The organism is Pseudomonas sp. NPDC089534, from assembly GCF_044749305.1.
Classification (GTDB): domain Bacteria; phylum Pseudomonadota; class Gammaproteobacteria; order Pseudomonadales; family Pseudomonadaceae; genus Aquipseudomonas; species Aquipseudomonas ekonensis.
The window spans coordinates 1-24244 of the sequence record NZ_JBIVHR010000056.1 but is presented as its reverse complement, the minus strand read 5'-3'; the positions used below and the strand labels follow the sequence as shown (position 1 = coordinate 24244).

Sequence of the window (24244 nt, the reverse complement as noted above, 5' to 3'; positions counted from 1 at the left end):
GGGCCTCAGCGGTTGGCGTCGTTGTGGGTCATGGCGGTGTAGAACAGCCAGGACACCAGCAGGATGATCAGGAAGTACACCAGCGAAAACGCCGCCGCCGGCCCCAGATCGAATTGGCCCACGGCCATTTGGGTCAGCGTCTGGCTCAGGAACGTCGTGGCGTTGCCCGGCCCGCCGCCGGTGAGCACGAACGGCTCGGTGTAGATCATGAAACTGTCCATGAAGCGCAGCATCACCGCGATCAGCAGCACGCTTTTCAGCTTGGGCAACTGAATGTGGCGGAACACCGCCCAGGCCGAGGCCCGGTCGATCCGCGCCGCCTGGTAATACACGTCGGGGATCGCCCGCAGCCCGGAGAAGCACAGCAGCGCCACCAGCGACGTCCAGTGCCACACGTCCATCACCAGCACCGTGACCCAGGCGTCCATGGTGTTGGCCGCATAGTTGTAGCTGATGCCCACGGCATTGAGGCCCGCCCCGAGCAGGCCGATGTCGGCGCGGCCGAAGATCTGCCAGATGGTGCCCACCACGTTCCACGGGATCAGCAGCGGGATCGCCAGCACGATCAGCACCACCGACGACCAGCGGCCCTTGGTCGGCATGGTCAGGGCGATGGCGATGCCCAGCGGGATCTCGATCACCAGCACACAGGCCGAATAGATGAACTGGCGCAGCAGCGAGTCGTGCAGGCGCGGGTCGAGCAGCACCTGCCGATACCAGTCGGCGCCGACGAAGTAGCGGCTGGACTGGTCGAAGATGTCCTGCACCGAATAGTTGACCACCGTCATCATCGGGATCACGGCGCTGAACGCCACCAGCAGGAACACCGGCAGCACCAGCCACCAGGCCTTGTTGTTCTGCACCTTGTTCATGGCAGCACCTCGCTGTCGTCGGTGGTGTCGAGCAGGAACTCGTCGGCGTACACCATCAGCCACTGGGCCGGAAAACTGATGTGCGCGGTGCCCTGGGGCACCGGCTTGTCTTCGGCCAGGCGCACCTTGAGCGGCACGCCGTCGAGGTTGAGGGTGAGGATCTTGTAGGTGCCGAGGTCTTCGACGTGCACGACCTTGGCCTGCAGGGCGTCCTCGAACGGCTCGTCCCACACATGGACGAACTCGGGGCGGATGCCGACCTTGAGGTTCTTCCACTGGCCGTGCTCGATGTGGCGCTGCAAGGCCTCGGACAACGGCAGGTGGGTCGAGGCGAACCCCACCCCGCCGGGCTGCGGCTGCACGTCGATCAGGTTCATCCCCGGGCTGCCGATGAAGTAGCCGACGAAGGTGTGGCTCGGCCGCTCGAACAGTTCCCGCGGCGTGCCGAACTGGACGATCTGGCCGCCGTACATCACCGCGATCTTGTCGGCGAAGGTCGAGGCCTCCAGCTGATCGTGGGTGACGTAGACCATGGTGATGTTGAACTGCTCGTGGATCTGCTTGAGCTTGCGCCGCAGTTTCCATTTCAGGTGCGGATCGATCACCGTCAGCGGCTCGTCGAACAGGATCGCCGAGACATCGTCGCGCACCAGCCCCCGGCCCATGGAGACTTTCTGCTTTTCGTCGGCGGTGAGGTTGCGGGCCTTCTTGTTCAGCAGGTTCTGCAGGTCGAGGACGTCGGCGATCTCCTGCACCTTGCTGTGCACCTTCGCCTCGGCCAACCCCTGGTTGCGCAGCGGGAACGCCAGGTTGTCGAACACCGTCATGGTGTCGTAGACCACCGGGAACTGGAACACCTGGGCGATGTTGCGCTGCTCCGGCGACAGGTCGTTGACTGCTTTGCCGTCGAACAGCACATGGCCCTGGGACGGGCTGAGCAGGCCGGAAATGATGTTGAGCAAGGTGGACTTGCCGCAGCCCGACGGGCCGAGCAAGGCGTAGGCGCCGCCCTGCTCCCAGACATGGTCCATCTCGCGGATCGCGTAGTCCTCAGGCCCCGCCGGGGTACGGGTGTAGCTGTGGGCCAGGTGCTGCAAGCGGATCTCGGCCATCAGGCGACCCTCGCGACGCGCCGGCCCGGTGCCTGCACCAGACGGCCCTGCGCATCGAACACGAACAGTTTATGGGTGGGGATGTAGATGCGGATCGGCGCATCCACGTCGTACTCGTGGACGCCGGGCAGGTGCAGCACCAGCAGGAAATGCTCGTTGCGCACGTGCAGGAAGGTTTCCGAGCCGCTGATCTCCGCCACTTCGACGGTGACCGCCAGCTCCAGGTCGTCATCGTTGCTCGGCACCAGCGAAATGTGGCTGGGCCGCACGCCGAAGCGGAACTCGCCCTCGCCCACCGGGCGCAGGTCGACGTTCAGCGGAAAGTGCACGAAGTTGGCGAAGCTCACCTCGTTGCCGGCGATCCGGCCCGGCATCAGGTTGATCGGCGGCTCGGAGAACAGCTCGGCGGCCAGCACGGTCTTCGGCTGCTGGTAGACCTCGGTCGAGACGCCGCTCTGGATCACCCGGCCCTCGTGAAGGATGGTGGTCGTGCCGCCCAGGGCCAGCGCCTCGTTGGGTTCGGTGGTGGCGTAGACGGCGATGGTGTGGCGGGCCTTGAACAGCTCGCGCATTTCCTGGCGCAGCTCCTCGCGCAGCTTGTAGTCGAGGTTGACCAGGGGTTCGTCGAACAGGATCAGCTCGGCGTCCTTGACCAGCGCCCGGGCCATGGCCGTGCGCTGCTGCTGGCCGCCGGACAGCTCCAGCGGATGGCGCTTGAGGAACTTCTCGATGCGCAGCATCTTCGCCGTCTCCAGCACCTTGCCCTGGATCACGTCGTCGGCGATGCCGGCCTGGCGCAGCGGCGAGGCGATGTTCTCGAACACCGTCATGGTCGGGTAATTGATGAACTGCTGATAGACCATCGACACGTTGCGCAACCGCACCGGACGCTGGGTGACATCGACGCCGTTCATCAGGATGCGGCCGCTGTCGGGCTTGTCCAGCCCGGCCATCAGGCGCATCAGGCTGGTCTTGCCGGACAGCGTGCGCCCCAGCAGAACGTTGAAGGATCCGGGTTCGAAGGTCAGGCAGGCATCGTCGATCCAGGTCTGGCCCTCGACGGTGCGGCTGACGTGCTCCAGGGTGAGTGACATGGCTCGGCCTTTTTATTGTTGGAGTCCTGTGGCGTGTGCAGTAGAGCGACATTCGTGCCAGAAATCCCAAGCCGTTGATTTGTCGCGAAAATCGCCGAAACCGCCGACAAACCCTGTTCATTGCTGAACACATTTGAACAGCTCGGCGATTGACAATGAACACATGTGAACAACACTCTACCGAGGCTTTCGCCCAGTCCCGTGGGCCTCATAACAACAATAAGAACGCAGCATCCGGAGGCTGACCGCCATGGCCGCACCCGTCCCGCCGCTGTCCCATGACGCCATCGTCCAGACCTCCTGGTCCCGCTGCCGCGCCTACGGCCTGAGCCATCAGAGCGTCCCGGCGTTCGACCAGTTGCCCGCCGCCGGCATCGCCCGCCTGCTCGACAGCCATCACTCGCTGGTGCAGACCACCCACCAGGAAGTGCTGCCCTACTACGAGAACATCCTGAGCAACTCCAACTGCCTGATCATGCTCGCCGACAACCAGGGCCAGGTGCTGACGTCCTGGGGCACCCAGCGTTTCATCGAGCCGAACCTGGCCCGGGGTTTCCAGGCCGGCGCCAGCTGGATGGAGCGCTCCAGCGGCACCAACGCCATCGGCACCGCCCTGGCCTGCGAGCAGGCGGTGCACATCGAGCACGACGAGCATTTCCTCAAGGCCAACCGCTTCATGACCGGCTCCGCTGCGCCGATCTTCGACGCCGAGCGCAAGGTGATCGCGGTGCTGGATGTCTCCAGCGACAGCTACCTGCCGCCCTCCCACACCCTGGGCATGGTCAAAATGATGAGCCAGACCGTGGAGAACCGGCTGATCCTCAACCTGTTCCGCGGCCAGCACTTCGAGCTGACCTTCAACACCGGGCTGAACAACCTCGACAGCCAGTGGGCCGGCCTGCTGATCTTCGACGAAAGCGGCCAGGTGCTGTCGGCCAACCGCCGGGCCGACAACCTGCTGGGCCTGCGCCTGTCGCGGGTGAGCGTCGAAAGCCTGTTCCAGGTGTCGCTGCTGGAACTGATCAACCAGCCCGACGGCTTGCCGTTCGCCTTGCAGACCGCGGGGCGCAACCGCTTCCAGTGCCTGCTGAGGCGGCCGAAGCAGACGCTCGTCCAGCCCCGGGTGTTCACCGAACCGAAAGCGCCCGCGCCTGTGTCTGCGCCTGCGCCTGCGCCTGCGCCTGCGGGGATCAGCCTCGGCACCCTGCACTTCGGCGACAGCCGCGTGGAAAAGGCCGTGCGCCAGGCCGAACGCCTGCTGGAGAAGGACATTCCGCTGCTGATCCACGGCGAGACCGGCGTCGGCAAGGAAGTCTTCGTCAAGGCCCTGCACCAGGCCAGTTCCCGCAGCAAACAGGCGTTCATCGCCGTCAACTGCGCAGCGATCCCCGCCGAACTGGTGGAGTCCGAACTGTTCGGCTACGAAAAGGGCGCGTTCACCGGCGCCAACCAGAAAGGCAGCATCGGCCTGATCCGCAAGGCCGACAAAGGCACCCTGTTCCTCGACGAGATCGGCGACATGCCCCTGCCGACCCAGGCCCGGCTGCTGCGGGTGCTGCAGGAACGTTGCGTGCAGCCGGTGGGCAGCGGCGAGCTGTTCCCGGTGGACTTGCGGATCATCTCCGCCACCAACCGCTCGTTGCGCGAACAGGTGCAACTGGGGCGCTTTCGCGAAGACCTGTATTACCGCATCGGCGGCCTGACCCTGGAACTGCCGCCGTTACGCGAACGCAGCGATAAGGAGGCGCTCTTCAAACGGTTATGGGAACAGCATCGCGAACCCACGCAATGGGCCGGGCTAAGCCAGGAGGTGCTGGAACTGTTTGGCCGTCATCCGTGGCCCGGGAATCTGCGCCAGGTCAGCAGCGTGATGCAGGTGGCGCTGGCCATGGCCGAAGATCAACCGGTGCGACCCGAACATTTGCCGGATGACTTTTTTGTCGATCTGGACATGGAGCCGGTGCAGACGATGGCGCCGCTGGGGATCGACCTGAACGATGCCGAGGCGCTGAACCGGGAATTGCGGGCGGCCGGAGGGAACATTTCCCACCTGGCCCGGCGGTTGGGGGTCAGCCGCAACACCCTGTACAAGCGGTTGCGCCAGGCGGAATGACAAGGTGGCTGGTCGGGCCTCATCGCTGGCAAGCCAGCTCCCACAGGGTATTGGGTCGTACGCAAAACGGGTGAACACCTGTAAGACCTGTGTGGCTTGCCAGCGATGAGGCCGGCACTGCCGACATCTCCACTGCCTGACCCACCGCCATCGCCAGCAGGCTGGCTCCCACAGGTAGCCCGGGTGTTTGCAGGATCCAGGTACACCACAAATCCTGTGGGAGCTGGCTTGCCAGCGATAGCGTCAGCCCGGTCACCTCAGGATCCTGAAGCAGCAAAAAAACAAAACCCGCACAAGGCGGGTTTTGTTTTGGGGCAAGCCACGGCAATCAGTCAGCCAGGCGCCAGGTCGTGCCGCCCTTGCCGTCTTCCAGCACCACGCCCATGGCGGTGAGCTGGTCGCGGATGCGGTCGGATTCAGCCCAGTCCTTGCCGGCCCGTGCCGCCAGGCGCGCAGCGATCAGCGCTTCGACCTCAGCCGCATCGACACGCCCTTCGGCGCCGGCCTGCAGGAAGTCGTCGGCCTCCAACTGAAGCACGCCCAGCACGCTGGCCAGTTCCTTCAGGCGCGCCGCCAGACCGGCCGCCGCGTCGAGGTCGCTTTCGCGCAGGCGGTTGATCTCGCGCACCATCTCGAACAGCACCGCACAGGCTTCCGGCGTGCCGAAGTCGTCGTTCATCACGGTGGTGAAACGCTCGACGAACGCCTCGCCTCCGGCCGGCGCCACGGTCGGCAGGCCTTTCAACGCATGGTAGAAACGCTCCAGGGCGCCCTTGGCGTCCTTGAGGTTGTCTTCCGAATAGTTGATCGCGCTGCGGTAGTGGCTCGACACCAGCAGGTAACGCACGACTTCCGGGTGGTACTTGTCGAGCACGTCGCGGATGGTGAAGAAGTTGTTCAAGGACTTGGACATCTTCTCGCCATTGATGCGGATCATGCCGCAGTGCATCCACGCGTTGGCGTAGGTCTTGCCGGTGGCCGCCTCGCTCTGGGCGATCTCGTTCTCGTGGTGCGGGAACTCCAGGTCGCTGCCGCCGCCGTGGATGTCGAAGGTCTCGCCCAGGCAGCAGGTGGACATCACCGAGCACTCGATGTGCCAGCCCGGACGCCCGGCGCCCCACGGCGATTCCCAGCTCGGCTCGCCCGGCTTGGCCGCTTTCCACAGCACGAAGTCCAGCGGATCCTGCTTGGCCTCGTCGACCTCGATCCGCGCACCGATGCGCAGGTCTTCGATCTTCTTGCGCGACAGCTTGCCGTAGCCCATGAACTTGCCGACGCGGTAGTACACGTCGCCGTTGCCCGGCGCGTAGGCGTAGCCCTTGTCGATCAGGGTCTGGATCATCGCGTGCATGCCCGGGATGTGGTCGGTGGCACGCGGCTCCATGTCCGGCTTGAGGATGTTCAGGCGCGCTTCGTCCTCGTGCATCGCCGCGATCATGCGTTCGGTCAGCGCTTCGAACGACTCGCCGTTCTCGTTGGCCCGGTTGATGATCTTGTCGTCGATGTCGGTGATGTTGCGCACGTAGGTCAGGTCGTAGCCGCTGAACCGCAGCCAGCGGGTCACCAGGTCGAACGCGACCATGCTGCGGCCGTGGCCCAGGTGGCAGAAGTCGTACACGGTCATGCCGCACACGTACATGCGCACCTTGTTGCCGTCCAGCGGCTTGAAGGCTTCTTTGCTCTTGGTGAGCGTGTTGTAGATCGTAAGCACGTTAATTCCTTGACTGAATCACTGACCCCAGGAGTCGCGCAGGGTCACGGTACGGTTGAATACCGGTGCGCCCGGTTTCGAGTCCTTGATGTCTGCGACGAAGTAGCCTTCGCGCTCGAACTGGAAACGGTCTTCCGGCTGTGCGTTGCCGAGCGAAGGTTCGGCACGACAACCGGTGAGGACCTGCAGGGAGTCAGGGTTGATGTTGTCCAGGAAGCTGGCGCCGTCCTCGGCCTTCTCCGGGTTCGGAGAGCGGAACAGGCGATCGTACAGGCGCACTTCGCACTCGACGCTGGCGGCCGCCGGCACCCAGTGGATCACGCCCTTGACCTTGCGGCCTTCAGGGTTCTTGCCCAGGGTGTCCGGGTCGTACGAGCAGCGCAGCTCGACGATGTTGCCGTCGGCGTCCTTGATCGCCTCGTCGGCGCGGATCACGTAGCTGCCGCGCAGGCGCACTTCACCGTTCGGCTCCAGGCGCTTGTAGCCTTTTGGCGGCTCTTCCATGAAGTCATCGCGGTCGATGTAGATTTCCCGGGCGAACGGCAGGACGCGCACGCCCATGTCCTCTTTCGGGTGGCACGGCAGTTCGAGGTTCTCGACCTGGCCTTCCGGGTAATTGGTGATCACCACCTTCAGCGGACGCAGCACGCACATGGCGCGCGGCGCGCTCTGGTCGAGGTCGTCGCGGATGCTGAACTCGAGCATGCCGAAGTCCACCACGCCGTCGGAACGGTTGGTGCCGATCATTTCGCAGAAGCTGCGGATCGATTTCGGCGTGTAGCCACGGCGGCGGAAGCCTGACAGCGTGGACATGCGCGGATCGTCCCAGCCGTTGACGTGCTTCTCGTCGACCAGTTGCTTGAGCTTGCGCTTGCTGGTGATGGTGTAGTTCAGGTTCAGGCGGCTGAACTCATACTGGCGCGGGTGCGCCGGCACCGACAGGTTGTCGAGGAACCAGTCGTACAGCGGACGGTGGCCTTCGAACTCCAGGGTGCAGATCGAGTGGGTGATGCCTTCGATGGCGTCCGACTGACCGTGGGTGAAGTCGTAGTTGGGGTAGATGCACCACTTGTCGCCCGTCTGGTGGTGATGGGCGTGGCGGATGCGGTACAGGATCGGGTCGCGCAGGTTCATGTTCGGCGAGGCCATGTCGATCTTGGCGCGCAGCACGCGGGCGCCGTCCGGGAACTCGCCGGCGCGCATGCGGGCGAACCAGTCCAGGTTCTCTTCCGCCGAACGGTCGCGGAACGGGCTGTCCTTGCCGGGCTCGGTCAGGCTGCCGCGGTATTCCTTGGCCTGCTCGGGCGTCAGGTCGCAAACGTAGGCCTTGCCGGCCTTGATCAGCTCGACGGCCCAGTCGTGCAACTGGTCGAAGTACTGCGAGGCGTAGCGCACTTCGCCGGCCCACTCGAAGCCCAGCCATTTGACGTCGCTTTCGATGGCGTCGATGTATTCCTGGTCTTCCTTGGCCGGGTTGGTGTCGTCGAAGCGCAGGTGGGTGACGCCGCCGAACTCCTGGGCCAGGCCGAAGTTCACGCAGATCGACTTGGCGTGGCCGATGTGCAGGTAGCCGTTGGGCTCAGGCGGGAAACGGGTGACGATCTGCGTGTGCTTGCCCGAATCCAGATCCGCCTGGATGATCGGGCGCAGGAAATTGACCGGCACGGCTGGGCCGGTCTTGGCGTTCGAGGTCGGGTCGACGGTGGGCTTGCTCATAGGATCCTTGACGTACATGTGCGCGGCCGCCGTGAGGGGGCCAGACAAAACAAAGCCGCTATCATAGCCGATGCCGTCAAGGGGCTGACAGAGCAGGCCCCACAAAAGGAACGCATTTAATCGCGGGCCGGTGAAAAACAGCCTCGAAATTCGCGCCTGTCACGCTAAACTGCGCACCTTGGCCGAAGCAGGCTGAACCGGTTGCGGGGCCGAATGCCCCGCAACCACGAATTCCCTATAAAGAGTAGCGATCATGACTCAAGTCAAACTGACCACCAACCACGGTGACATCGTCATCGAACTGAACGCTGAAAAGGCCCCGCTCACCGTGGCCAACTTCATCGAATACGTTAAGAAAGGTCACTACGAGAACGTCGTGTTCCACCGCGTCATCAAAGGTTTCATGATCCAGGGCGGCGGTTTCGAGCCGGGCATGCAGGAAAAGAAAGACAAAAGCCCGAGCATCCAGAACGAAGCCGACAACGGCCTGAAGAACGACAAGTACACCATCGCCATGGCCCGCACCATGGAGCCGCATTCGGCTTCGGCGCAGTTCTTCATCAACGCCTCCGACAACGGTTTCCTGAACCACACCGGCAAGACCGTTCAGGGCTGGGGCTACGCCGTGTTCGGCAAAGTGGTTGAAGGCACCGACGTGGTCGACAAGATCGAAGGCGTATCCACCACTTCCAAGGCCGGCCACCAGGACGTGCCGAAAGACGACGTGATCATCGAGAAAGCCGAGATCATCGAAGCGTGATATTGCTGATTTCAGACTTGCATCTGGAAGAGGAGCGCCCGGACATCACCCGGGCGTTTCTGGATTTGCTCGCCGGACGCGCCCGCTCGGCGAGTGCGCTGTACATCCTGGGCGACTTTTTCGAGGCGTGGATCGGCGACGATGCCATGACCCCGTTCCAGCGTTCCATCTGCCGGGCCCTGCGCGAACTGAGCGACAGCGGCACCGCAATCTTTCTGATGCACGGCAACCGCGACTTCCTGCTCGGCCAGGCCTTCTGCAAAGAGGCCGGCTGCACGCTGCTGAAGGATCCGAGTGTCGTGCCGCTCAACGGTGAACCCGTCCTGCTGATGCACGGCGACAGCCTGTGCACCCGCGACGAAGCCTACATGAAGCTGCGCCGCTACCTGCGCAACCCGGTCACCCTGTTCATCCTGCGCCACCTGCCCCTGGGCACGCGGCACAAGCTGGCGCGCAAGCTGCGCAGCGAAAGCCGTGCGCAGACGCGGATGAAGGCCAATGACATCGTCGACGTCACGCCCGAGGAAATCCCGCGGATCATGCAGGAACACGGGGTGAAGACCCTGATCCACGGCCACACCCACCGTCCAGCTATCCACAAGCTGCAGTTGGGCGACCAGGCGGCCAAGCGGATCGTGCTGGGGGATTGGGACCGCCAGGGCTGGGCGTTGCAGGTGGACGACAGCGGCTTTGCGCTGGCGCCGTTCGACTTCGCCCCGCCGCCGGCGCTGCCCTCTCCCGCGCCTTAAGTCTTGCGGTTGTCCTGCGGCGCCTGAACCGGCGTCATCGCCAGCAGGCTGGCTCCCACAGGTTTCTGTGGTGAACACAAGATCCCATGTAGGAGCCAGCCTGCTGGCGATAGCGTCCGCAAGGACGCCAAAGCGCACACCTCAGTGGCCGCTGGCCTCCGGCCCCGCCTTGGCGGCAAACGGCGGCTTGGCCAGCCACACGATCAGGATCAGCCCCATGAACCCCCAGCCCAGCAACGTGAAGTAATCCACGGTGGAGAGCATGTAGGCCTGGCCGGTCAGCACATGATCCAACTGCGCATACGCCGGGTTGCCCGCTCCGCCCAGGCTGTTCAGCGCCTCCCGGGTGGCCGGCTCGTAGGTGCTGATGCTTTCGCTCATGTACGCATGGTGCTGGTCGGCGCGGCGGATCCAGATCCAGGTGGTCAGCGACGCCGCGAAGCTGCCGCCCAGGGTGCGCAGGAACGTCGCCAGCCCGGCGCCGTCGGCGATCTGGTGCGGCGGCAGGTCGGACATCAGGATGCTCAGGGTCGGCATGAAGAACAGCGCCACGCCGATGCCCATGAACAGCTGCACCAGGGCGACGTGCTGGAAGTCCACCTCGTTGGTGAACTCGGCGCGCATGAAGCAGCTCAGGCCGATCGCCAGGAACGCCAGCCCCGCCAGCAGGCGCAGGTCGAACTTGTGCGCGTACTTGCCGACGAACGGCGACAGCACCACCGGCAAAATCCCGATCGGCGCCACCGCCAGCCCGGCCCAGGTGGCGGTGTAGCCCATCTGCGTCTGCAGCCACTGCGGCAGGATCAGGTTGATGCCGAAGAACCCGGCGTAGCCCAGCACCAGCACCAGGGTGCCGATGCGGAAGTTGCGGTGCGAGAACAGGCGCAGGTTGACCACCGGGTGCCGGTCGGTCATCTCCCAGATCACGAACACCGCCAGCGCCACCACCGAGATCGCCGCGCCGATGATGATGAAGCTCGACTCGAACCAGTCCAGGTCATTGCCCTTGTCGAGGATCACCTGCAACGCGCCGACGCCGATGATCAATGAGATCAGCCCCACGTAGTCCATCGGCTGACGGCTGGTGACCACCGGCCGCTTGGCCAACTGCTGGCGCACCACCATCACCGCGAAGATCCCGATGGGCACGTTGATGAAGAAGATCCACGGCCAACTGTAGCTGTCGGTGATCCAGCCGCCGAGGATGGGGCCGGCGATCGGCGCCACCACCGTGACCATCGCCAGCAGCGCCAGGGCCATGCCGCGCCTGGCCGGCGGGTAGACCGCGATCAGCAGGGTCTGGGTCATCGGGTACAGGGGACCTGCCACCAGTCCTTGCAGGACGCGAAAGCCGATCAGTTCCGGCATCGACGTGGAAATGCCGCACAGGAACGAGGCCAGCACGAACAGCATGGTCGCCCACAGGAACAGCTTCACCTCGCCGAAACGCCGGCTCAGCCAGCCGGTGAGCGGCAGCGCGATGGCGTTGCTCACGGCAAACGAGGTGATGACCCAGGTGCCCTGCTCCGAACTCACGCCGAGGTTGCCGGAGATGGTCGGCAGCGCCACGTTGGCGATGGTGGTGTCGAGCACTTGCATGAAGGTCGCCAGCGACAGGCCGATGGTGCTGAGCACCAGGCTGGGCGGCGCAAAAGAGGCGTTATTGCTCATCGCGAATCCTTGGAAACCTGATTGTCGCTGCGCCCGTCACAGGCGCAGCCGCCCTTGCGGGAGTGCTTTTGTGGCAGCACTTTTGTTGCAACACTTTTGTGGCGAGGGAGCTTGCTCCCGCTGGGGCGCGAAGCGGCCCCAACACTCTTGCGACTGCTTCGCAGCCGAGCGGGAGCAAGCTCCCTCGCCACAGGTGGCCCCCACAGGGAGGGAGTCAGCGTTGCGCGGTCTTGCTGACCGCTGCGCTGTTGTCGTGGATCAGCTGGGTGATCATCGCGTCAGCCTCGGACAGTTGGCGGTCATACACGCTGGTGGTGAACGACGCCTTCTGCGGCGGCTGCTGGGCCAGCACCGGACCGCTCTGGTCGTGCAGGTTGACCTCGACGTTGGTCGACAGGCCGACGCGCAGCGGATGCTTGGCCAACTCTTCGGCGTTGATGTGGATGCGCACCGGCACACGCTGGACGATCTTGATCCAGTTGCCGGTGGCGTTCTGCGCCGGCAGCAGGGCGAACGCGCTGCCGGTGCCGGCGCCGAGGCTGTCCACGGTGCCGCTGTACTTCACGTCGCTGCCGTAGATGTCCGACTCGATCTCCACCGGCTGGCCGATGCGCATGTCACGCAACTGGGTTTCCTTGAAGTTGGCGTCGATCCACAGTTGGTCCAGCGGGATCACCGCCATCAGCGCAGTGCCCGGCTGCACCCGCTGGCCCAGTTGCACGGTGCGCTTGGCGACATAACCGGTGACCGGCGCGATCAGCGTGCTGCGCGCATTGTTCAGGTAGGCCTGACGCAGTTCGGCGGCGGCGGCCATCACGTCCGGATGCGACGACACCACGGTGTCATCGACCAGCGCACTGGTGGTCTTGAGTTGCTGTTTGGCGTTGGCCAGGGCGTTCTGCGCCGAGGTCAGGTCGTCGCGGGCGTGGGACAGCTCTTCCTGGGAGATCGCCCCGCCGGCGGCGAGGTTCTTGCGGCGGCTGAAGTTGTCCTGGGCCTTCTGCACTTCGGCCTGCTGGGCGTTGACCTGGGCCTTCATGCCGTCGACGTTGCTGTACAGGCCGCGCACCTGGCGCACGGTGCGGGCCAGTTTGGCCTGGGCGCTCTGCAGGCCGACTTCGGCGTCGTTCGGGTCGAAGTTCACCAGCACCTGGCCTTCGTGCACCAGGTCGCCGTCGTCGGCGCCGATGCTGACCACGGTGCCGGTCACCAGCGGCGTGATCTCGACCACGTTGCCGTTGACGTAGGCGTCGTCGGTGCTTTCGCTGAAGCGCCCGTAGAACTGGTGATAGCCCCAGACGCCGGCGCAGGCGACGGCGACCGCGACGGCCAGGCCCGCCAGCATCGCTTTGCGCTTGCGTGGGTTGCCGGTGTCTTGAGCGTTGTCTTGAGCTTGAGTGTTTTGCGCAGTGGCCATGGCAAGTACCTTGAATTAGTTGTGCGGCGTGGCTGGAACGGCGTTGGCTGCGGTCAGGGGTTCACCCTGGAAGCCGCCGCCCAGCGCTTGCATCAGTTGAATCGACAGGTCGATCTGCTCGGCGTTGAGGCTGGCCAGCTGACGCTGGGCCTGCAGCAGTTGCTGCTCGATGCTGAGCACGTCCAGGTAGTTGCCGATGCCGGAACCGTAACGCTGGACGACGGTGTTGTAGGAATCCTGGGCGATCTCGGTCGCATGCTGCTGGGCGCCGATCTGCCGGCCGATGTCACGCAACTGGTTGAGGCTGTCGCTGACATCGCCCAATGCTTTCACCAGGCTTTTGTTGTACTGGGCCACGGCCAGGTCGTAGTCGGCGTCCTTGGCGTCGAGGTTGGCGCGCAGGCGTCCGCCGTCGAAGATCGGCACGGACAGGGTCGGCGCGATGTTGAAGAAGCGGCTGGCGGAACCGAACATCGCGTCGCCCAGCAGGGATTCGGCGCCGGCGGCCGCCGTCAGGTTCAGGTTGGGGTAGAAGCGGGTCTTGGCCGAGGCAATGTCCTTGCTCGCGGCTTCCACGCGCCAGCGGGCGGCCACCAGGTCCGGGCGACGGCCGAGCAGTTCGGCCGGCAGCACCGACGGCAGCGCCACGGCGCTGGCCTTGAGAACGTTTGGCCGGGCGATTTCGTTGCCGCGGTCCGGGCCTTTGCCGAGCAGCACGGCCAGGGCGATCTTGGCGCTGTTCAGGCGTTTTTCCGCGTCGACCAGGCTGGCCTCGGAGCTGGCCTCCAGGCTTTGGGTCTGCTGCAGCTGGTATTGGCTGTCGATGCCGGAACGCAGGCGCCGCTCGCTCAGGTCGAGCATCTGCCGGGTGCGCTTGAGGTCTTCGCTGGCCAGGTCATGGACGATGTGCGCCTGGCCCAGGTCGCTGTAGGCACGGGCCACGTCGGCGGCCAAGGTCAGTTGCGCGGCCTGGCGGTCGACTTCGGCGGCGCGGGCCTGGCCCAGGGCCGCTTCCCACGCATCGCGCTGGCCGCCCCACAGGTCGAAGTTGTAGTTGAAGCCGGCGCTGAGGTTGCGCACGGTGGAGTACGCCCCGCCCTGCCCCCGCGGATCCTGGTCACGGGCCAGGCGCGAACGGCTGATGCCGGCGCTGGCGTCGAGGGTCGGGTAGCGTTCGGCGTCGGCGGCGGAGGCAGCGGCGTTGGCCTGGTGGGCGCGGGCTTCGGCGATCTGCATGTCCGGGCTGTCGCGCAGGGCCTCGCGGATCAGGCCGTCGAGTTGCGGATCGCCGAGGCTGGTCCACCAGTCGCTTTTCGGCCAGGCGGCGGACGACAGGGTCACGCCGTCGAGGGACTGCCCGGCCTTCAGGCTTTTGGCGTCGAGGCGCACGCCTTCGGTTTCGAGGCCGCTGTAGTTGGCGCAGCCGGCGAGGATCATCGCCGACAGCAGCAGCGTCACGCCGCTGCGCAAGGTCTTACCGCTCATTTTTCTCACCCAGGCGCAGCACGGTGATCGAGTCGCCGGCGGCCAGCAGAATTTTCTTGAGGATGTATTGCAGGGTCACCAGCTCGTCCGGCGTGATCGCCCCGGCCAGTTCGTTCATGGCGTCGGCACCGATCTGCGGCAGGAGGTCGGCCAGTTGCTGGCCCTGCTCCGTCAGCTTCAGCCGCACCTGACGGCGGTCGTCTTCGCTGCGCTGGCGGATCAGGAAGCCTTTCTGCTCCAGACGGTCGAGCATGCGGGTCATCGAACCGCTGTCCAGCGACAGGTGCCGGCACAGCTCGGCCGGCGTATCGACGCCGTACTGGGCCGCGATGATCAGCACCTTGAACTGCGCGGCGGTGATGCCGTGCGGCTCCATGTGGGTGTCGATGATCCGGTCCTTGAGCAACGCGGCACGGCCCAGCAGCAGGCCCAGATGGCAGTTCTTGAATTCGTCGGGGGTGAAATGCTTCATTTGCGCACCTAATAACTGCCTAGGCAGTGAATGTGTGACGAGATATTACTGCTTAGGCAGCGAATGTCAACGCAATCGTTAGGTTGCTTTGTTATTAGTTGACTGTTGGACTGGGTCTTTTGTTGCGCACAGGCGGACGCCATCGCGGGCAAGCCCGCTCCCACAGGGTTCGGCGTCGTGCACAAATTGTGTATACGACCCAGGAACCTGTGGGAGCGGGCTTGCCCGCGATGGGAACGACTCGGTTTCGGAGTGAGCGGCCTAGAAATCCCGCTTGTAGAAGATGTCCAGCGAACTGGCCACGCCGCTGGCGGCTTCGAGGTAGACCTTCTTGCTCAGCTTGTAGCGCAAGGCGATGGTGCTGGCCGGCTCGAACACCCCCACGCCGTAGCGCAGGCTGAGCTTCTCGGAAATGTTGCCGCTGGCCACCACGCTGGTGGTGTTGCCGCTGCCCTGGGTGTCGAGCTGGAAATCCTGGATCCCCAGGTCCTTGGCCAGCCCGCTGGTGACCCCGGAGCTGCCCATCAGCCCCAGCCCCAGCGCCGCCTGGGCGAGCATGTTGTTGTCCTCGCCGTTGCTGCTCAGCGGACGGCCCAGCACCAGGTAGGACAGCGCCTGTTCCTGGCTCATCGCCGGTTCCGAGAAGATCTGCGTGGTCGGCTGCTCGGCGCTGCCGCTCAGGCGGATGCCGGCGATCACGTCGTCGGTCTGGCGGATCGCTTCGATGTCCAGGTACGGCTGGTCGATGGGGCCTGCGAACAGCAGCCGCGCCCGGCGCACGTTGAGGCGCTGGCCGTAGGCGCGGTAGCGGCCGTCGTTGAGCCACAGCTCGCCGCGGGTGTCGAGGTTGTCGCCGATGTGCACCTGGCCTTGCAGGTTGGCGGTGAGGCCGAACCCGGCGAAACTGAGCTTGTCCTGGCCGACGATCACGTCGATGTCCATCCTCATGGCCAGCGGCGTTTTGCCCTCCTCGGTCTGTTGGCCGACGATGACCGTGTCATCGGAGACTTTCACGGTCGATGGAGGCAATTCGCGCACGGTGATTTCGCCCTTGGGCACCAGCACCTTGCCGGCGATGGCCAGTTCGTCGCCGGCCATGGAAATCTTCAGGTCCGGCGCCACTTCAAGCTTGGCGTAAGGCTCGACCGTGACCGGCAACTGCGTGCCCTTGAGCGCCAGGTCGACCGCCAGCGCCTGGCCCCAGGCGACGTTGCCGTTCAGGCTGCCCTGCCCGGCCTTGCCGCTTTTCCAGCCGCCGTTCAGTTGCACGCTTTCCCCGGCGATCACCGCTTGCAGTTGCAGGGCCTGCAACTCCATCGGCAGTTCCGGCCCGGAGACCTCACCGTCGCTCAACTGCACGGTGCCGTTGACCTGCGGTGCCAATAGGCCGCCGGACAGCGTGCCGCTGCCGTTCAGGCGCCCGGTGAGTTTCTCGACCATCGGCACGAACGGCCGCGCCACCGACAGGTCCAGCCCGGTCAGGCGGAACGAGCCGCTCAAGGGCTTGTTCTTCGGCAGCGGGTTGAGCTGGGCCTGCACCATCAGTTCGCCGAGCTTGCCGCCGACGAAGTTGAGGTCGGTGTCGATGCGTTTGGGCGTGAGTTTGCTGGACAGGCGCAGGGTCTGGTACGGGAAGTCCAGCCACTGGTCCTTTTCACGCACGCGCAAGGTGCCGCCGCTGGCGTCGACGCTGATCAGGCCGTTGGGGCCGCTGGCCGGCAGGTCCAGTTGCAGGTCGGCGTTGAGCCGGCCCTGCCAGGCGAAGTCCTTGGGCAGCCACGGGGCCAGGCTTTCGATCGGGAATTGCTTGAGGTGGTAGCGCAGTTTCGGGTCGGGCATCAGCCGCTGGTCTTCGCCGCACAGGCTGGCGTTGCCGGACATCCAGCAATGGGCGCCGAAGTTGATTTTGCCGTCGGCCAGGCGTTCGAGCTTCGCCGGCCCTTGCAGCTTCCAGTCCTGGCCGCCGGCCTGGATGTCGCCGCTGGCCAGGCGCCCGCGCCAGTTGCCCTTGTCCAGGTTGCCGTCCAGGCCCAGGGCCAGTTTGAGCTTCGGCCCGAGCAGGTCGAGGTTGAGCTTCTGCTGGCGGATGTCGCCCTGGCCGCTGACGGTCAGTGTGCCCAGCGAGGTGTCGCCGGCCTGAATGCCGCTGCCCTTGAGGTCGATCTTCGCCCGCTGCGCAGCGTCGAGGGTCGCGTCGAGGTTGAGGCTTTGCAGGCGGTTGTCCTGGAACGCCAGTTGCGAGCCTTGCAGGCCCAGCTTGCCCTGCGGCGCCTTGAGCGTGCCGGCCACATCGACCCGGCCGTTGACCTGCCCGCGCAGTTGCGGCCAGAGCTGGGCCAGGCGTTGCAGCTTGATGTCGATCTGCCCGGTGAGCGTCTGCTGCAGGCTGCCCTTGCCGCTGATGCTGTTGTCGCCGAGGCGGATCTGCAGGGCGTTGAGGTTCCATTGCTCGCCCGCGCCGTCGGCCTTGGCTTGCAGCACCGCCGGCTGGCCGCGCAGCTTGCCCTTGAGGTCGAGGTCGGCGTTGAGGCTCAGGCGTTCGCCTTTCATCTCGCCTTTGCTTTTCAGCGGCCCGGCCAGGGTGCCCGGCAGCTCCGCCAGCCAGTACGCCGGGTTCAGCGCCGACAGTTCCAGCGCGGTGTCCCAGGCGATGCCGTCGGCGAACTGCACGTTCACATGGCCTTCGGCCTTGCCTTGCCCGGCCTCCAGCTTGAACTGCGGCAGGAAGACTTGCTTGAGGTTGCCGCTGAACGGGCTGCTCAGGCTGAACGCCCCCGCCGGGCCGTCCAGGGCGGCGGCGAAATTGCCGAGGTACTGGCCGTCGGTGTAGGAGACCTCGCCGGTGAAGGTGCGCAAGGCGACTTGCGGCTCGTCGATCTCCGGATAGAGCCGATGCCACGGGAAGTCCCGCCAGTCGATATTGGCCTGGGCGCTCAAGCCCTTGCTCCAGTCGACATGGCCGGTGAGCTTGAGGCTTTGCTGGTCGTTGGCGTTCAGGTCGAGGCCGGCGATCTGCGCGCCGTCGGCGTCGACCTGGCCTTGCAGCGCCAGCGCCACCGGACCTTGTTCGGCGGGCAGCGTGGCGCTGCCTTGCAGGCGGTAGCCGTTTTTCAGGTCGCCTTCGCCGGTCAGCAGCAGTTGGTTGAATCGCAGGGTGTCCGGCAGATCGGCGCTCGGCTTGAAGGCGTCGCTGGTGATGCGCACCTTGGCCGGCAGGTGTTCCGCCAGCGGTTGCAGTTCGCCGCTCAACTGGCCGTCGAGGTAGCCGTGGCTGTCGGCGTGCAGGTTGAGGGTCTTGAGCAAGTCACCGTCGACCTTCAGCGCCAGCGTCCACGGCTCGGTGCCCGGCGCCGGCAGCGTCAGCTGGCCTTCGACGGTCAGCGGCCAGTCGCCGGTCGGCTGCAGCAGGCCGGCCAGCTTCAGGCTCAGGTCGTCGCGCTGCAATTGCACGTTGTCGATCTGCATGCCCTTGGCGGTCCAGTGCACGGCCAGTTGCAGATCCTTGAGCTGTTCGTTGCCGTCGAGCAGCAGACTGCCGACCTGCACGTCGCCCAGTTCGATGACCACGGGCAATTGCAGATCCGGCAGCTTGATCGGGCCGCTTTCGCTGGGCTCCGCGCTCGGCGCGAAGTGCAGGCTGACCTGCCCGGCCTTGAGCTGTTCGATGCACAGGGTCATGCGGGCCAGGCACAGCGGCGACCATTCGAACACCGGCCGGTCCAGCTCGACCCGGTTGCCGTCCTGCTGCCACAGCAGGTGATCGGCGCTCCACTGGCCGCCGAGCCGGCCCTGGAAGTTCTCCACGGTCAGGCCCGGCACGAAGCCCAGGGCCCAGCGGCTGCCGGCCTCGGTGCCGAGCACCAGCCCGGCGCCCGACACCACCAAAAGCGCCAGCGCCCCAGGCGCCAGCAGCGAAATCTTCAACGCACGCCTCACAGCTCAGGCCCCATGGAAAAGTGCAGCCGGATGCCGCCGTCGTCGTCCATCGCGTGGGCCAGGTCGAGGCGGATCGGCCCCACCGGCGACACCCAGCGCACCCCGATGCCGACCCCGGTCTTGAGATTCGGCAGTTCGAGCTTGTTGAACGAGTTGCCCTGATCGACGAAGGTCGCCACCCGCCACTTTTCGGCGATCGAGTATTGGTACTCGACGCTGCCGGCCACCATGTAGCGGCCGCCGATGCGGTCGCCTTCGGCATTTTCCGGGGACAGGCTCTGGTAATCGTAGCCGCGCACGCTCTGGTCGCCGCCGGCGAAGAACCGCAGCGACGGCGGCACCGACTTGTAGCCGTTGGTGGCGCTGCCGCCGACCTGCACCCGCCCAAGGAAACGGTGCTTGTCGAACACGGTGGTCAGGCCTTTGACCAGGGCCGTGCCGTACAACAGGTTGTTGTCCGAGCCCAGCCCTTCCTTCGCGACTTTGCTCTCGAACGCCAGGCGATAGCCGTTGTGCGGGTCGATGCGGTTGTCGCTCTTGAGGTACGAATAGCTGATGCCGGGCATCAGCAGGTTGCTGAGGCCGGAGTCGTCGCCGAGCTGGTATTCCTCGCGCTGCCATTTCAGCGAGATCACCCGTTGCCAGCCGCTGGGCAGCTTGCTGTGCCATTCCGGGCCGAAGGTGAGCAGCTTGCTCAGGGTGTCGGAGCCGTCGATGTCTTCATATTGATAGCCGCCGGCCCAGCGCAGCTTGTCGGTCAAAGGCGGGTCCAGCGGGATGTCGTAGAACAGCCCGACGTTCTGCCGGGGCGCCGACAGTTCGGCCTCCCAGCCGTAGCTGTCGCCCTGCGGGTTGACCCAATGGCGCGTCCAGTTGGCCTTGACCCGCGGGCCGACGTCGGTGGAGTAGCCCAGGCCCAGCCCCATGGTGCGCGGCTTGCGCGTGTCGAGCTTGACCTCCACCGGGATCACATCGTTCTGGGCCGCCGTCGGCGCGGCATCGACGCGCACGCCTTCGAAATAGCCGCTCGATTGCAGGGCCCGGTTGAGTTCGGCGATCAGCTCGGAGTCGTAGGGTTCGCCGGCCTTGAACGGCACCATGCGTTGCAGCAGGTCTTCGTCGAACGGCGTGTCGCCCTCGAACTTGACCGGGCCCAGCGCATAGCGCGGGCCGCTGTCGTAGATCAGCTCGACATCGGCGACGCCGGCGCGGGGATCGACCGACAGCTTCTGACTCGTGAAGCGGCCGCTGAAGAAACCGTAGCGCGAGGCCTGGTTCTGGATCAGCCGCTTGGCGTCCTCGTAGCGGCCATGGTTGAGCACCGCCCCGGGCTTGAGCACGTCGCTCTTCGGTACGCGGAACGCTTTGAGCGAAGCGGCCGGGCCGTCGATGCGCACGGTGACGTTGCGCAGGCGGACCGGCTCGCCCGGATCGACCTTGAGCACCAGGCGCGGCTTGTCGCCGCCCTTCACTTCGCTGTCGATCTGCGGCTGGTAATAGCCCAAGGCCTGGGCGGCCTTGCGCGCCTGCTCTTCGGCGCCGCGACTGAAGCGCAGCAAGGCTTCTTCGTCACGGTCGCCGAGGCTGCCGATATAGCCCTCTATATTGGCCTTGAGTTCATCGTTGGACGGTTTGACCCGCACATCCAATTCACTTTGCGCCAGCGCCGCGCAGCTGGTTAACAGCAGGAGCGCGCCACCGGTAAATCTTCCTGGAAACTTCATAGGCGCGGATGCTATCACGAGCTCGGGAGCGTGATAGAGCCTCGGGGGGCGCGGAAAGTTCGACCCTCAAGCCGTTGCAGTATGTAACACCTGCGGATTGGCGTGGAAAAACACATGCTCGCGCACCGGCCCGACCGCCACCTCGCCGATCTCCTCATAGCCCTGGCGCTGGTAGAACGCCAGATAGCGCGGGTTGCCGCTGTCGAGCACCACGCCGCGGGAGTGCTCATCGACCGCGCACCAGTTATGCACCGCCTGCAGCAGTTGCTCACCGAAGTGCTTGCCCTGGAACTGCGGATGAATGCCCAGCAGCGGCAGCACATGCACCGCCTCGCCGGGCACGCAGGCCGCCACGGCGGCGTGGTATTCCAGGTAGCGCCGGGTGCAGCGCAGACCGGTGCTCAGCACCATGCGCAGGCGCCAGGCCCAGCTCTCGGTGACGCCCAGCCGCCGCTGCGGCGGTGCGATCAGGGCGATGCCGATCAGACGGTCGTTGACCAGCAGGCCGATGGCCGGCAGCTCCTGGGCGAAATGCTGCTTGACCAGTTCGCGCACCGTGGCCCGCACCCGCTGCTCATAGCCCGGACGCTCGGCCTCGAACAGGTAGGCGAACGTCGGTTCGTGGCGGTAGGCCTGGTACAGCAGCGACCGCGCCTCGCGGGAATAGCCGCGGTCGAGCATGTGGATGTCGGCGATGGCGGTCGAGGTTTCAGGCATGGCGGTGATTCTCCCCGGTGGCGCAGCTGCGGCGGCGCTCTTGTTGGTACGAACCTGCCGGTGGCGGCGCAGTTCCCAAAAGGTATAGACCACCCCAGGACAACGCACATCTGACGGAACACCGCGAATCCCCCTACCCCGCACTGGCCCCCATCCCACATGTCAGCTAGCATCGCCCTTTTGCCAGGACTGCCGACCATGAAGATTGTTTCCTTCAACATCAACGGACTGCGCGCCCGTCCGCATCAGTTGGCGGCGCTGATCGAGAAACATCAGCCGGACGTCATCGGCCTGCAGGAAACCAAGGTGCACGACGACCAGTTCCCGCTGGAAGAGATCCGCGCCCTGGGCTACCACGTGCATTTCCACGGTCAGAAAGGCCACTACGGCGTCGCCCTGCTCTCGCGCCAGGCGCCCATCGCCGTGCACAAGGGCTTCGCCACCGACGAGGAAGACGCCCAGCGCCGCTTCATCTGGGGCACCTTCGCCGATGCCGACGGCACGCCGGTCACCATCATGAACGGCTACTTCCCCCAGGGCGAAAGCCGCGACCACCCGACCAAGTTCCCGGCCAAGCAGCGCTTCTACAGCGACCTGCAACAGCTGCTGGAAAGCGAATTCAAGAACGATCAGGCGCTGGTGGTGATGGGCGACGTGAACATTTCCCCGGAGGACTGCGACATCGGCATCGGCCCGGACAACATGAAGCGCTGGCTGAAGACCGGCAAATGCAGCTTCCTGCCGGAGGAACGCGAATGGATGGCGCGCCTGAAGAACTGGGGCCTGACCGACAGTTTCCGGCACCTGAACCCGGACGTGGCCGACACCTTCAGCTGGTTCGACTACCGCAGCCGCGGGTTCGAGGACGAACCCAAGCGCGGGCTGCGCATCGACCTGATCCTCACCTCCCAGGCCTTGCTGCCGCGGGTGAAGGCGGCGGGCGTGGACTATGAGCTGCGCGGCATGGAAAAACCGTCGGACCACGCGCCGATCTGGCTTGAGCTGAGCTGATCCCCACCTGTGGGAGCGGGCCTGCTCCGGGTGGCGATAGCGTCCACCCCGTCGCCGCAACGGTGACCGAAACGGCCCCATCGCGAGCAGGCTCGCTCCCACAGGTTGTGCGGTGAACGCAGATCCTGCGGGAACCGCTGTCATTTTTCCGAAACCGTTCTGACTTAATCTCCCCGGCAATCCCCTTGGCCGCAAACGGTGCCGGCATGACCCTGCGTGTTCTGTTGATCCTTGTGCTGGGCGCCTGGCTGCCGGCGATGGCCTGCGCCGACGGCTTGCCGATCCCGGAACACGGCCCGGCGCTGCGCATCCAGGGCTCCAACACCATCGGCGCGGCGCTGGGGCCTGCGCTGGTCGAAGGGCTGTTGCAGGAGCAAGGCCTGCTCAAGATCCACCACGAAGACCCGGACACCGCCAACGAACAACGCATCGTCGGCCAGACCGACCAAGGCCAGCGCGTGGTGGTGGAGATCGCCGCCCACGGCTCCAGCACCGGCTTCACCGCGCTCAAGAGCGCCGGCGCCGACCTCGCGGCGTCGTCGCGCCCGGTCAAGGACAGCGAGCTGGTTGCCCTGCAAGCGCTCGGCGACCTGAAAAGCCCCGCCGCCGAACAGGTGATCGCCATCGACGGCCTGGCGATCATCCTTCACCCCGACAACCCCGTGCGGCAACTGGACACCGAACAACTGGCCCGAATCTTCAGCGGCGAGGCTAAGACCTGGGAAGCCGTCGGCGCCAGCGGCGGGCCGATCCACCTGTATGCGCGGGATGATCAGTCCGGCACCTGGGACACCTTCAAGGAACTGGTGCTCAGCGGGCGCGGCAAGACCTTGAGCAGCGCGGCCAAGCGTTTCGAGTCCAGCGAGCAGTTGTCCGACGCGGTGAGCGCCGACCTGCAGGCCATCGGCTTCATCGGCTTGCCTTACATCCGCCAGGCCAAAGCGGTGGCGATCATCGACGGCCAGTCCCAGGCCATGCCGCCGCTGCCGGGCCTGATCGCCACCGAGGACTACCCGCTGTCCCGACGCCTGTTCTTCTATTTGCCGCCCGTCAGCCAGAACCCTTGGGCCAAGGCATTGGCGGCGTTCGCGCAAAGCCCCCAGGGCCAGGCGATCGTGGCGGCCAACGGCTTCATCGCCCAGACCATCCATCCCATCGCCGTCTCCCCGAACGCGTTGATGCCCGAGGGTTATCAATCCCTCAGCCGCCACGCCCAACGCCTGACGGTGAACTTCCGTTTCGAAGAAGGCAGCGCCAGCCTGGACAACAAGGCCCGCCAGGATCTGGCGCGGGTGCTGGACTACCTGCAACGCCACGGCAAGACCGACCGCGCGGTGACCCTGGTGGGCTTCGGCGACGCCAAGGACGATCCGGCGCGGGCCGACCTGCTGTCGAAGCTGCGGGCGATGGCGGTGCGGCGGGAACTGGTGAAAGGCGGGGTGACGTTGCGCGAAGTGCGGGGGTTCGGCGCGCTGATGCCGGTGGCGGCCAACAATGCCGATGAGGGGCGGATCAAGAATCGGCGGGTGGAGGTGTGGGTCCACTGAGCGTTGTGGGGGGGGGGGGGGGGGCCCCCCCCCCCCCCAACCCCCCCCCCCCCCCCCCCCCCCCCCCAAAAACAGTGGGCGGACAATAGGCTAACGAAAAATACAAAGTGCCCCCGGGGGCCGTACAGCCGGGCGGC

Annotated in this window: 17 protein-coding genes; 5 read left to right on the top strand and 12 right to left on the bottom strand. The window is 65.5% G+C overall.

What is annotated here, in order from left to right; all coding sequences use genetic code 11:
* Positions 1-5: 5 nt before the first annotated feature.
* The 3 genes from ACIP0B_RS17745 to ACIP0B_RS17735 are packed head-to-tail and all read right to left on the bottom strand — an operon-like array spanning position 6 to position 3078.
* Positions 6-872, bottom strand: a complete 867-nt coding sequence (locus ACIP0B_RS17745) for a carbohydrate ABC transporter permease (protein ID WP_085579755.1) — start codon at positions 870-872, stop codon at positions 6-8.
* Complete coding sequence (locus ACIP0B_RS17740; protein WP_400834329.1) at positions 869-1984, bottom strand: ABC transporter ATP-binding protein; 1116 nt, start codon at positions 1982-1984, stop codon at positions 869-871. Before ACIP0B_RS17740 ends, ACIP0B_RS17745 begins: the two co-directional genes overlap by 4 nt.
* Positions 1984-3078, bottom strand: a complete 1095-nt coding sequence (locus tag ACIP0B_RS17735) for an ABC transporter ATP-binding protein (protein WP_085630558.1) — start codon at positions 3076-3078, stop codon at positions 1984-1986. Before ACIP0B_RS17735 ends, ACIP0B_RS17740 begins: the two co-directional genes overlap by 1 nt.
* Positions 3079-3328: 250 nt before the next feature.
* On the opposite strand from ACIP0B_RS17735, the gene ACIP0B_RS17730 reads away from it, so the two are divergent.
* Positions 3329-5191, top strand: coding sequence for a sigma-54-dependent Fis family transcriptional regulator (locus ACIP0B_RS17730; RefSeq protein ID WP_400834324.1), 1863 nt, complete (start codon positions 3329-3331; stop codon positions 5189-5191).
* Positions 5192-5519: 328 nt separating this feature from the next.
* Here the strand turns inward: ACIP0B_RS17730 and cysS are convergent, their stop codons facing one another.
* Positions 5520-6902 carry a cysteine--tRNA ligase gene (cysS, locus tag ACIP0B_RS17725; RefSeq protein ID WP_217891411.1) on the bottom strand — a complete coding sequence of 461 codons (1383 nt, stop codon included), beginning with the start codon at positions 6900-6902 and terminating at the stop codon, positions 5520-5522.
* Positions 6903-6920: 18 nt separating this feature from the next.
* Positions 6921-8618, bottom strand: coding sequence for a glutamine--tRNA ligase/YqeY domain fusion protein (locus ACIP0B_RS17720; protein ID WP_400834321.1), 1698 nt, complete (start codon positions 8616-8618; stop codon positions 6921-6923).
* A gap of 253 nt (positions 8619-8871) precedes the next feature.
* On the opposite strand from ACIP0B_RS17720, the gene ACIP0B_RS17715 reads away from it, so the two are divergent.
* Both ACIP0B_RS17715 and lpxH read left to right on the top strand, forming a co-directional pair.
* Positions 8872-9378 carry a peptidylprolyl isomerase gene (locus ACIP0B_RS17715; protein WP_217891409.1) on the top strand — a complete coding sequence of 169 codons (507 nt, stop codon included), beginning with the start codon at positions 8872-8874 and terminating at the stop codon, positions 9376-9378.
* Positions 9375-10127 carry a UDP-2,3-diacylglucosamine diphosphatase gene (lpxH, locus tag ACIP0B_RS17710; RefSeq protein WP_400834318.1) on the top strand — a complete coding sequence of 251 codons (753 nt, stop codon included), beginning with the start codon at positions 9375-9377 and terminating at the stop codon, positions 10125-10127. Before ACIP0B_RS17715 ends, lpxH begins: the two co-directional genes overlap by 4 nt.
* Before the next feature lie 141 nt (positions 10128-10268).
* Here the strand turns inward: lpxH and ACIP0B_RS17705 are convergent, their stop codons facing one another.
* The 7 genes from ACIP0B_RS17705 to ACIP0B_RS17675 all read right to left on the bottom strand — a co-directional run bounded on the left by ACIP0B_RS17705 (position 10269) and on the right by ACIP0B_RS17675 (position 21549).
* Complete coding sequence (locus ACIP0B_RS17705) at positions 10269-11798, bottom strand: DHA2 family efflux MFS transporter permease subunit (RefSeq protein ID WP_400834315.1); 1530 nt, start codon at positions 11796-11798, stop codon at positions 10269-10271.
* 214 nt (positions 11799-12012) lie between these two features.
* Complete coding sequence (locus tag ACIP0B_RS17700) at positions 12013-13215, bottom strand: efflux RND transporter periplasmic adaptor subunit (RefSeq protein ID WP_400834312.1); 1203 nt, start codon at positions 13213-13215, stop codon at positions 12013-12015.
* Between the two features lie 15 nt (positions 13216-13230).
* On the bottom strand, positions 13231-14700 hold the full coding sequence (locus ACIP0B_RS17695) for an efflux transporter outer membrane subunit (protein WP_400834309.1): 1470 nt from the start codon (positions 14698-14700) through the stop codon (positions 13231-13233).
* Positions 14690-15172 (bottom strand): MarR family winged helix-turn-helix transcriptional regulator, encoded by a 483-nt coding sequence (locus ACIP0B_RS17690; protein WP_400834307.1) that lies wholly within the window; start codon positions 15170-15172, stop codon positions 14690-14692. The genes ACIP0B_RS17695 and ACIP0B_RS17690 overlap by 11 nt, the downstream gene beginning before the upstream one ends.
* Positions 15173-15433: 261 nt before the next feature.
* Complete coding sequence (locus tag ACIP0B_RS17685) at positions 15434-19108, bottom strand: translocation/assembly module TamB domain-containing protein (RefSeq protein WP_400834304.1); 3675 nt, start codon at positions 19106-19108, stop codon at positions 15434-15436.
* Entirely contained in the window at positions 19105-20832 is a 1728-nt protein-coding gene (locus ACIP0B_RS17680) for an autotransporter assembly complex family protein (RefSeq protein WP_400834301.1), read from the bottom strand. Before ACIP0B_RS17680 ends, ACIP0B_RS17685 begins: the two co-directional genes overlap by 4 nt.
* Positions 20833-20898: 66 nt before the next feature.
* Complete coding sequence (locus ACIP0B_RS17675; RefSeq protein ID WP_085630571.1) at positions 20899-21549, bottom strand: N-acetyltransferase; 651 nt, start codon at positions 21547-21549, stop codon at positions 20899-20901.
* Between the two features lie 198 nt (positions 21550-21747).
* On the opposite strand from ACIP0B_RS17675, the gene xthA reads away from it, so the two are divergent.
* Positions 21748-22560: an exodeoxyribonuclease III gene (xthA, locus tag ACIP0B_RS17670; protein ID WP_400834297.1), complete on the top strand. Its 813-nt coding sequence runs from the start codon at positions 21748-21750 to the stop codon at positions 22558-22560.
* 206 nt (positions 22561-22766) lie between these two features.
* Positions 22767-24107: a substrate-binding domain-containing protein gene (locus ACIP0B_RS17665; RefSeq protein WP_400834294.1), complete on the top strand. Its 1341-nt coding sequence runs from the start codon at positions 22767-22769 to the stop codon at positions 24105-24107.
* The last annotated feature ends 137 nt before the right edge of the window (positions 24108-24244 follow it).

Bases quoted from the DNA above. Each gene is read 5' to 3' on its own strand.
- ACIP0B_RS17680 (WP_400834301.1), bottom strand. From the start codon at position 20,832: ATGAAGTTTCCAGGAAGATTTACCGGTGGCGCGCTCCTGCTGTTAACC.
- ACIP0B_RS17695 (WP_400834309.1), bottom strand. From the start codon at position 14,700: ATGAGCGGTAAGACCTTGCGCAGCGGCGTGACGCTGCTGCTGTCGGCG.
- xthA (WP_400834297.1), top strand. From the start codon at position 21,748: ATGAAGATTGTTTCCTTCAACATCAACGGACTGCGCGCCCGTCCGCAT.
- ACIP0B_RS17740 (WP_400834329.1), bottom strand. From the start codon at position 1,984: ATGGCCGAGATCCGCTTGCAGCACCTGGCCCACAGCTACACCCGTACC.
- ACIP0B_RS17715 (WP_217891409.1), top strand. From the start codon at position 8,872: ATGACTCAAGTCAAACTGACCACCAACCACGGTGACATCGTCATCGAA.
- ACIP0B_RS17665 (WP_400834294.1), top strand. From the start codon at position 22,767: ATGACCCTGCGTGTTCTGTTGATCCTTGTGCTGGGCGCCTGGCTGCCG.
- ACIP0B_RS17700 (WP_400834312.1), bottom strand. From the start codon at position 13,215: ATGGCCACTGCGCAAAACACTCAAGCTCAAGACAACGCTCAAGACACC.
- ACIP0B_RS17675 (WP_085630571.1), bottom strand. From the start codon at position 21,549: ATGCCTGAAACCTCGACCGCCATCGCCGACATCCACATGCTCGACCGC.
- ACIP0B_RS17745 (WP_085579755.1), bottom strand. From the start codon at position 872: ATGAACAAGGTGCAGAACAACAAGGCCTGGTGGCTGGTGCTGCCGGTG.
- ACIP0B_RS17720 (WP_400834321.1), bottom strand. From the start codon at position 8,618: ATGAGCAAGCCCACCGTCGACCCGACCTCGAACGCCAAGACCGGCCCA.
- ACIP0B_RS17705 (WP_400834315.1), bottom strand. From the start codon at position 11,798: ATGAGCAATAACGCCTCTTTTGCGCCGCCCAGCCTGGTGCTCAGCACC.
- ACIP0B_RS17690 (WP_400834307.1), bottom strand. From the start codon at position 15,172: ATGAAGCATTTCACCCCCGACGAATTCAAGAACTGCCATCTGGGCCTG.
- ACIP0B_RS17735 (WP_085630558.1), bottom strand. From the start codon at position 3,078: ATGTCACTCACCCTGGAGCACGTCAGCCGCACCGTCGAGGGCCAGACC.
- ACIP0B_RS17730 (WP_400834324.1), top strand. From the start codon at position 3,329: ATGGCCGCACCCGTCCCGCCGCTGTCCCATGACGCCATCGTCCAGACC.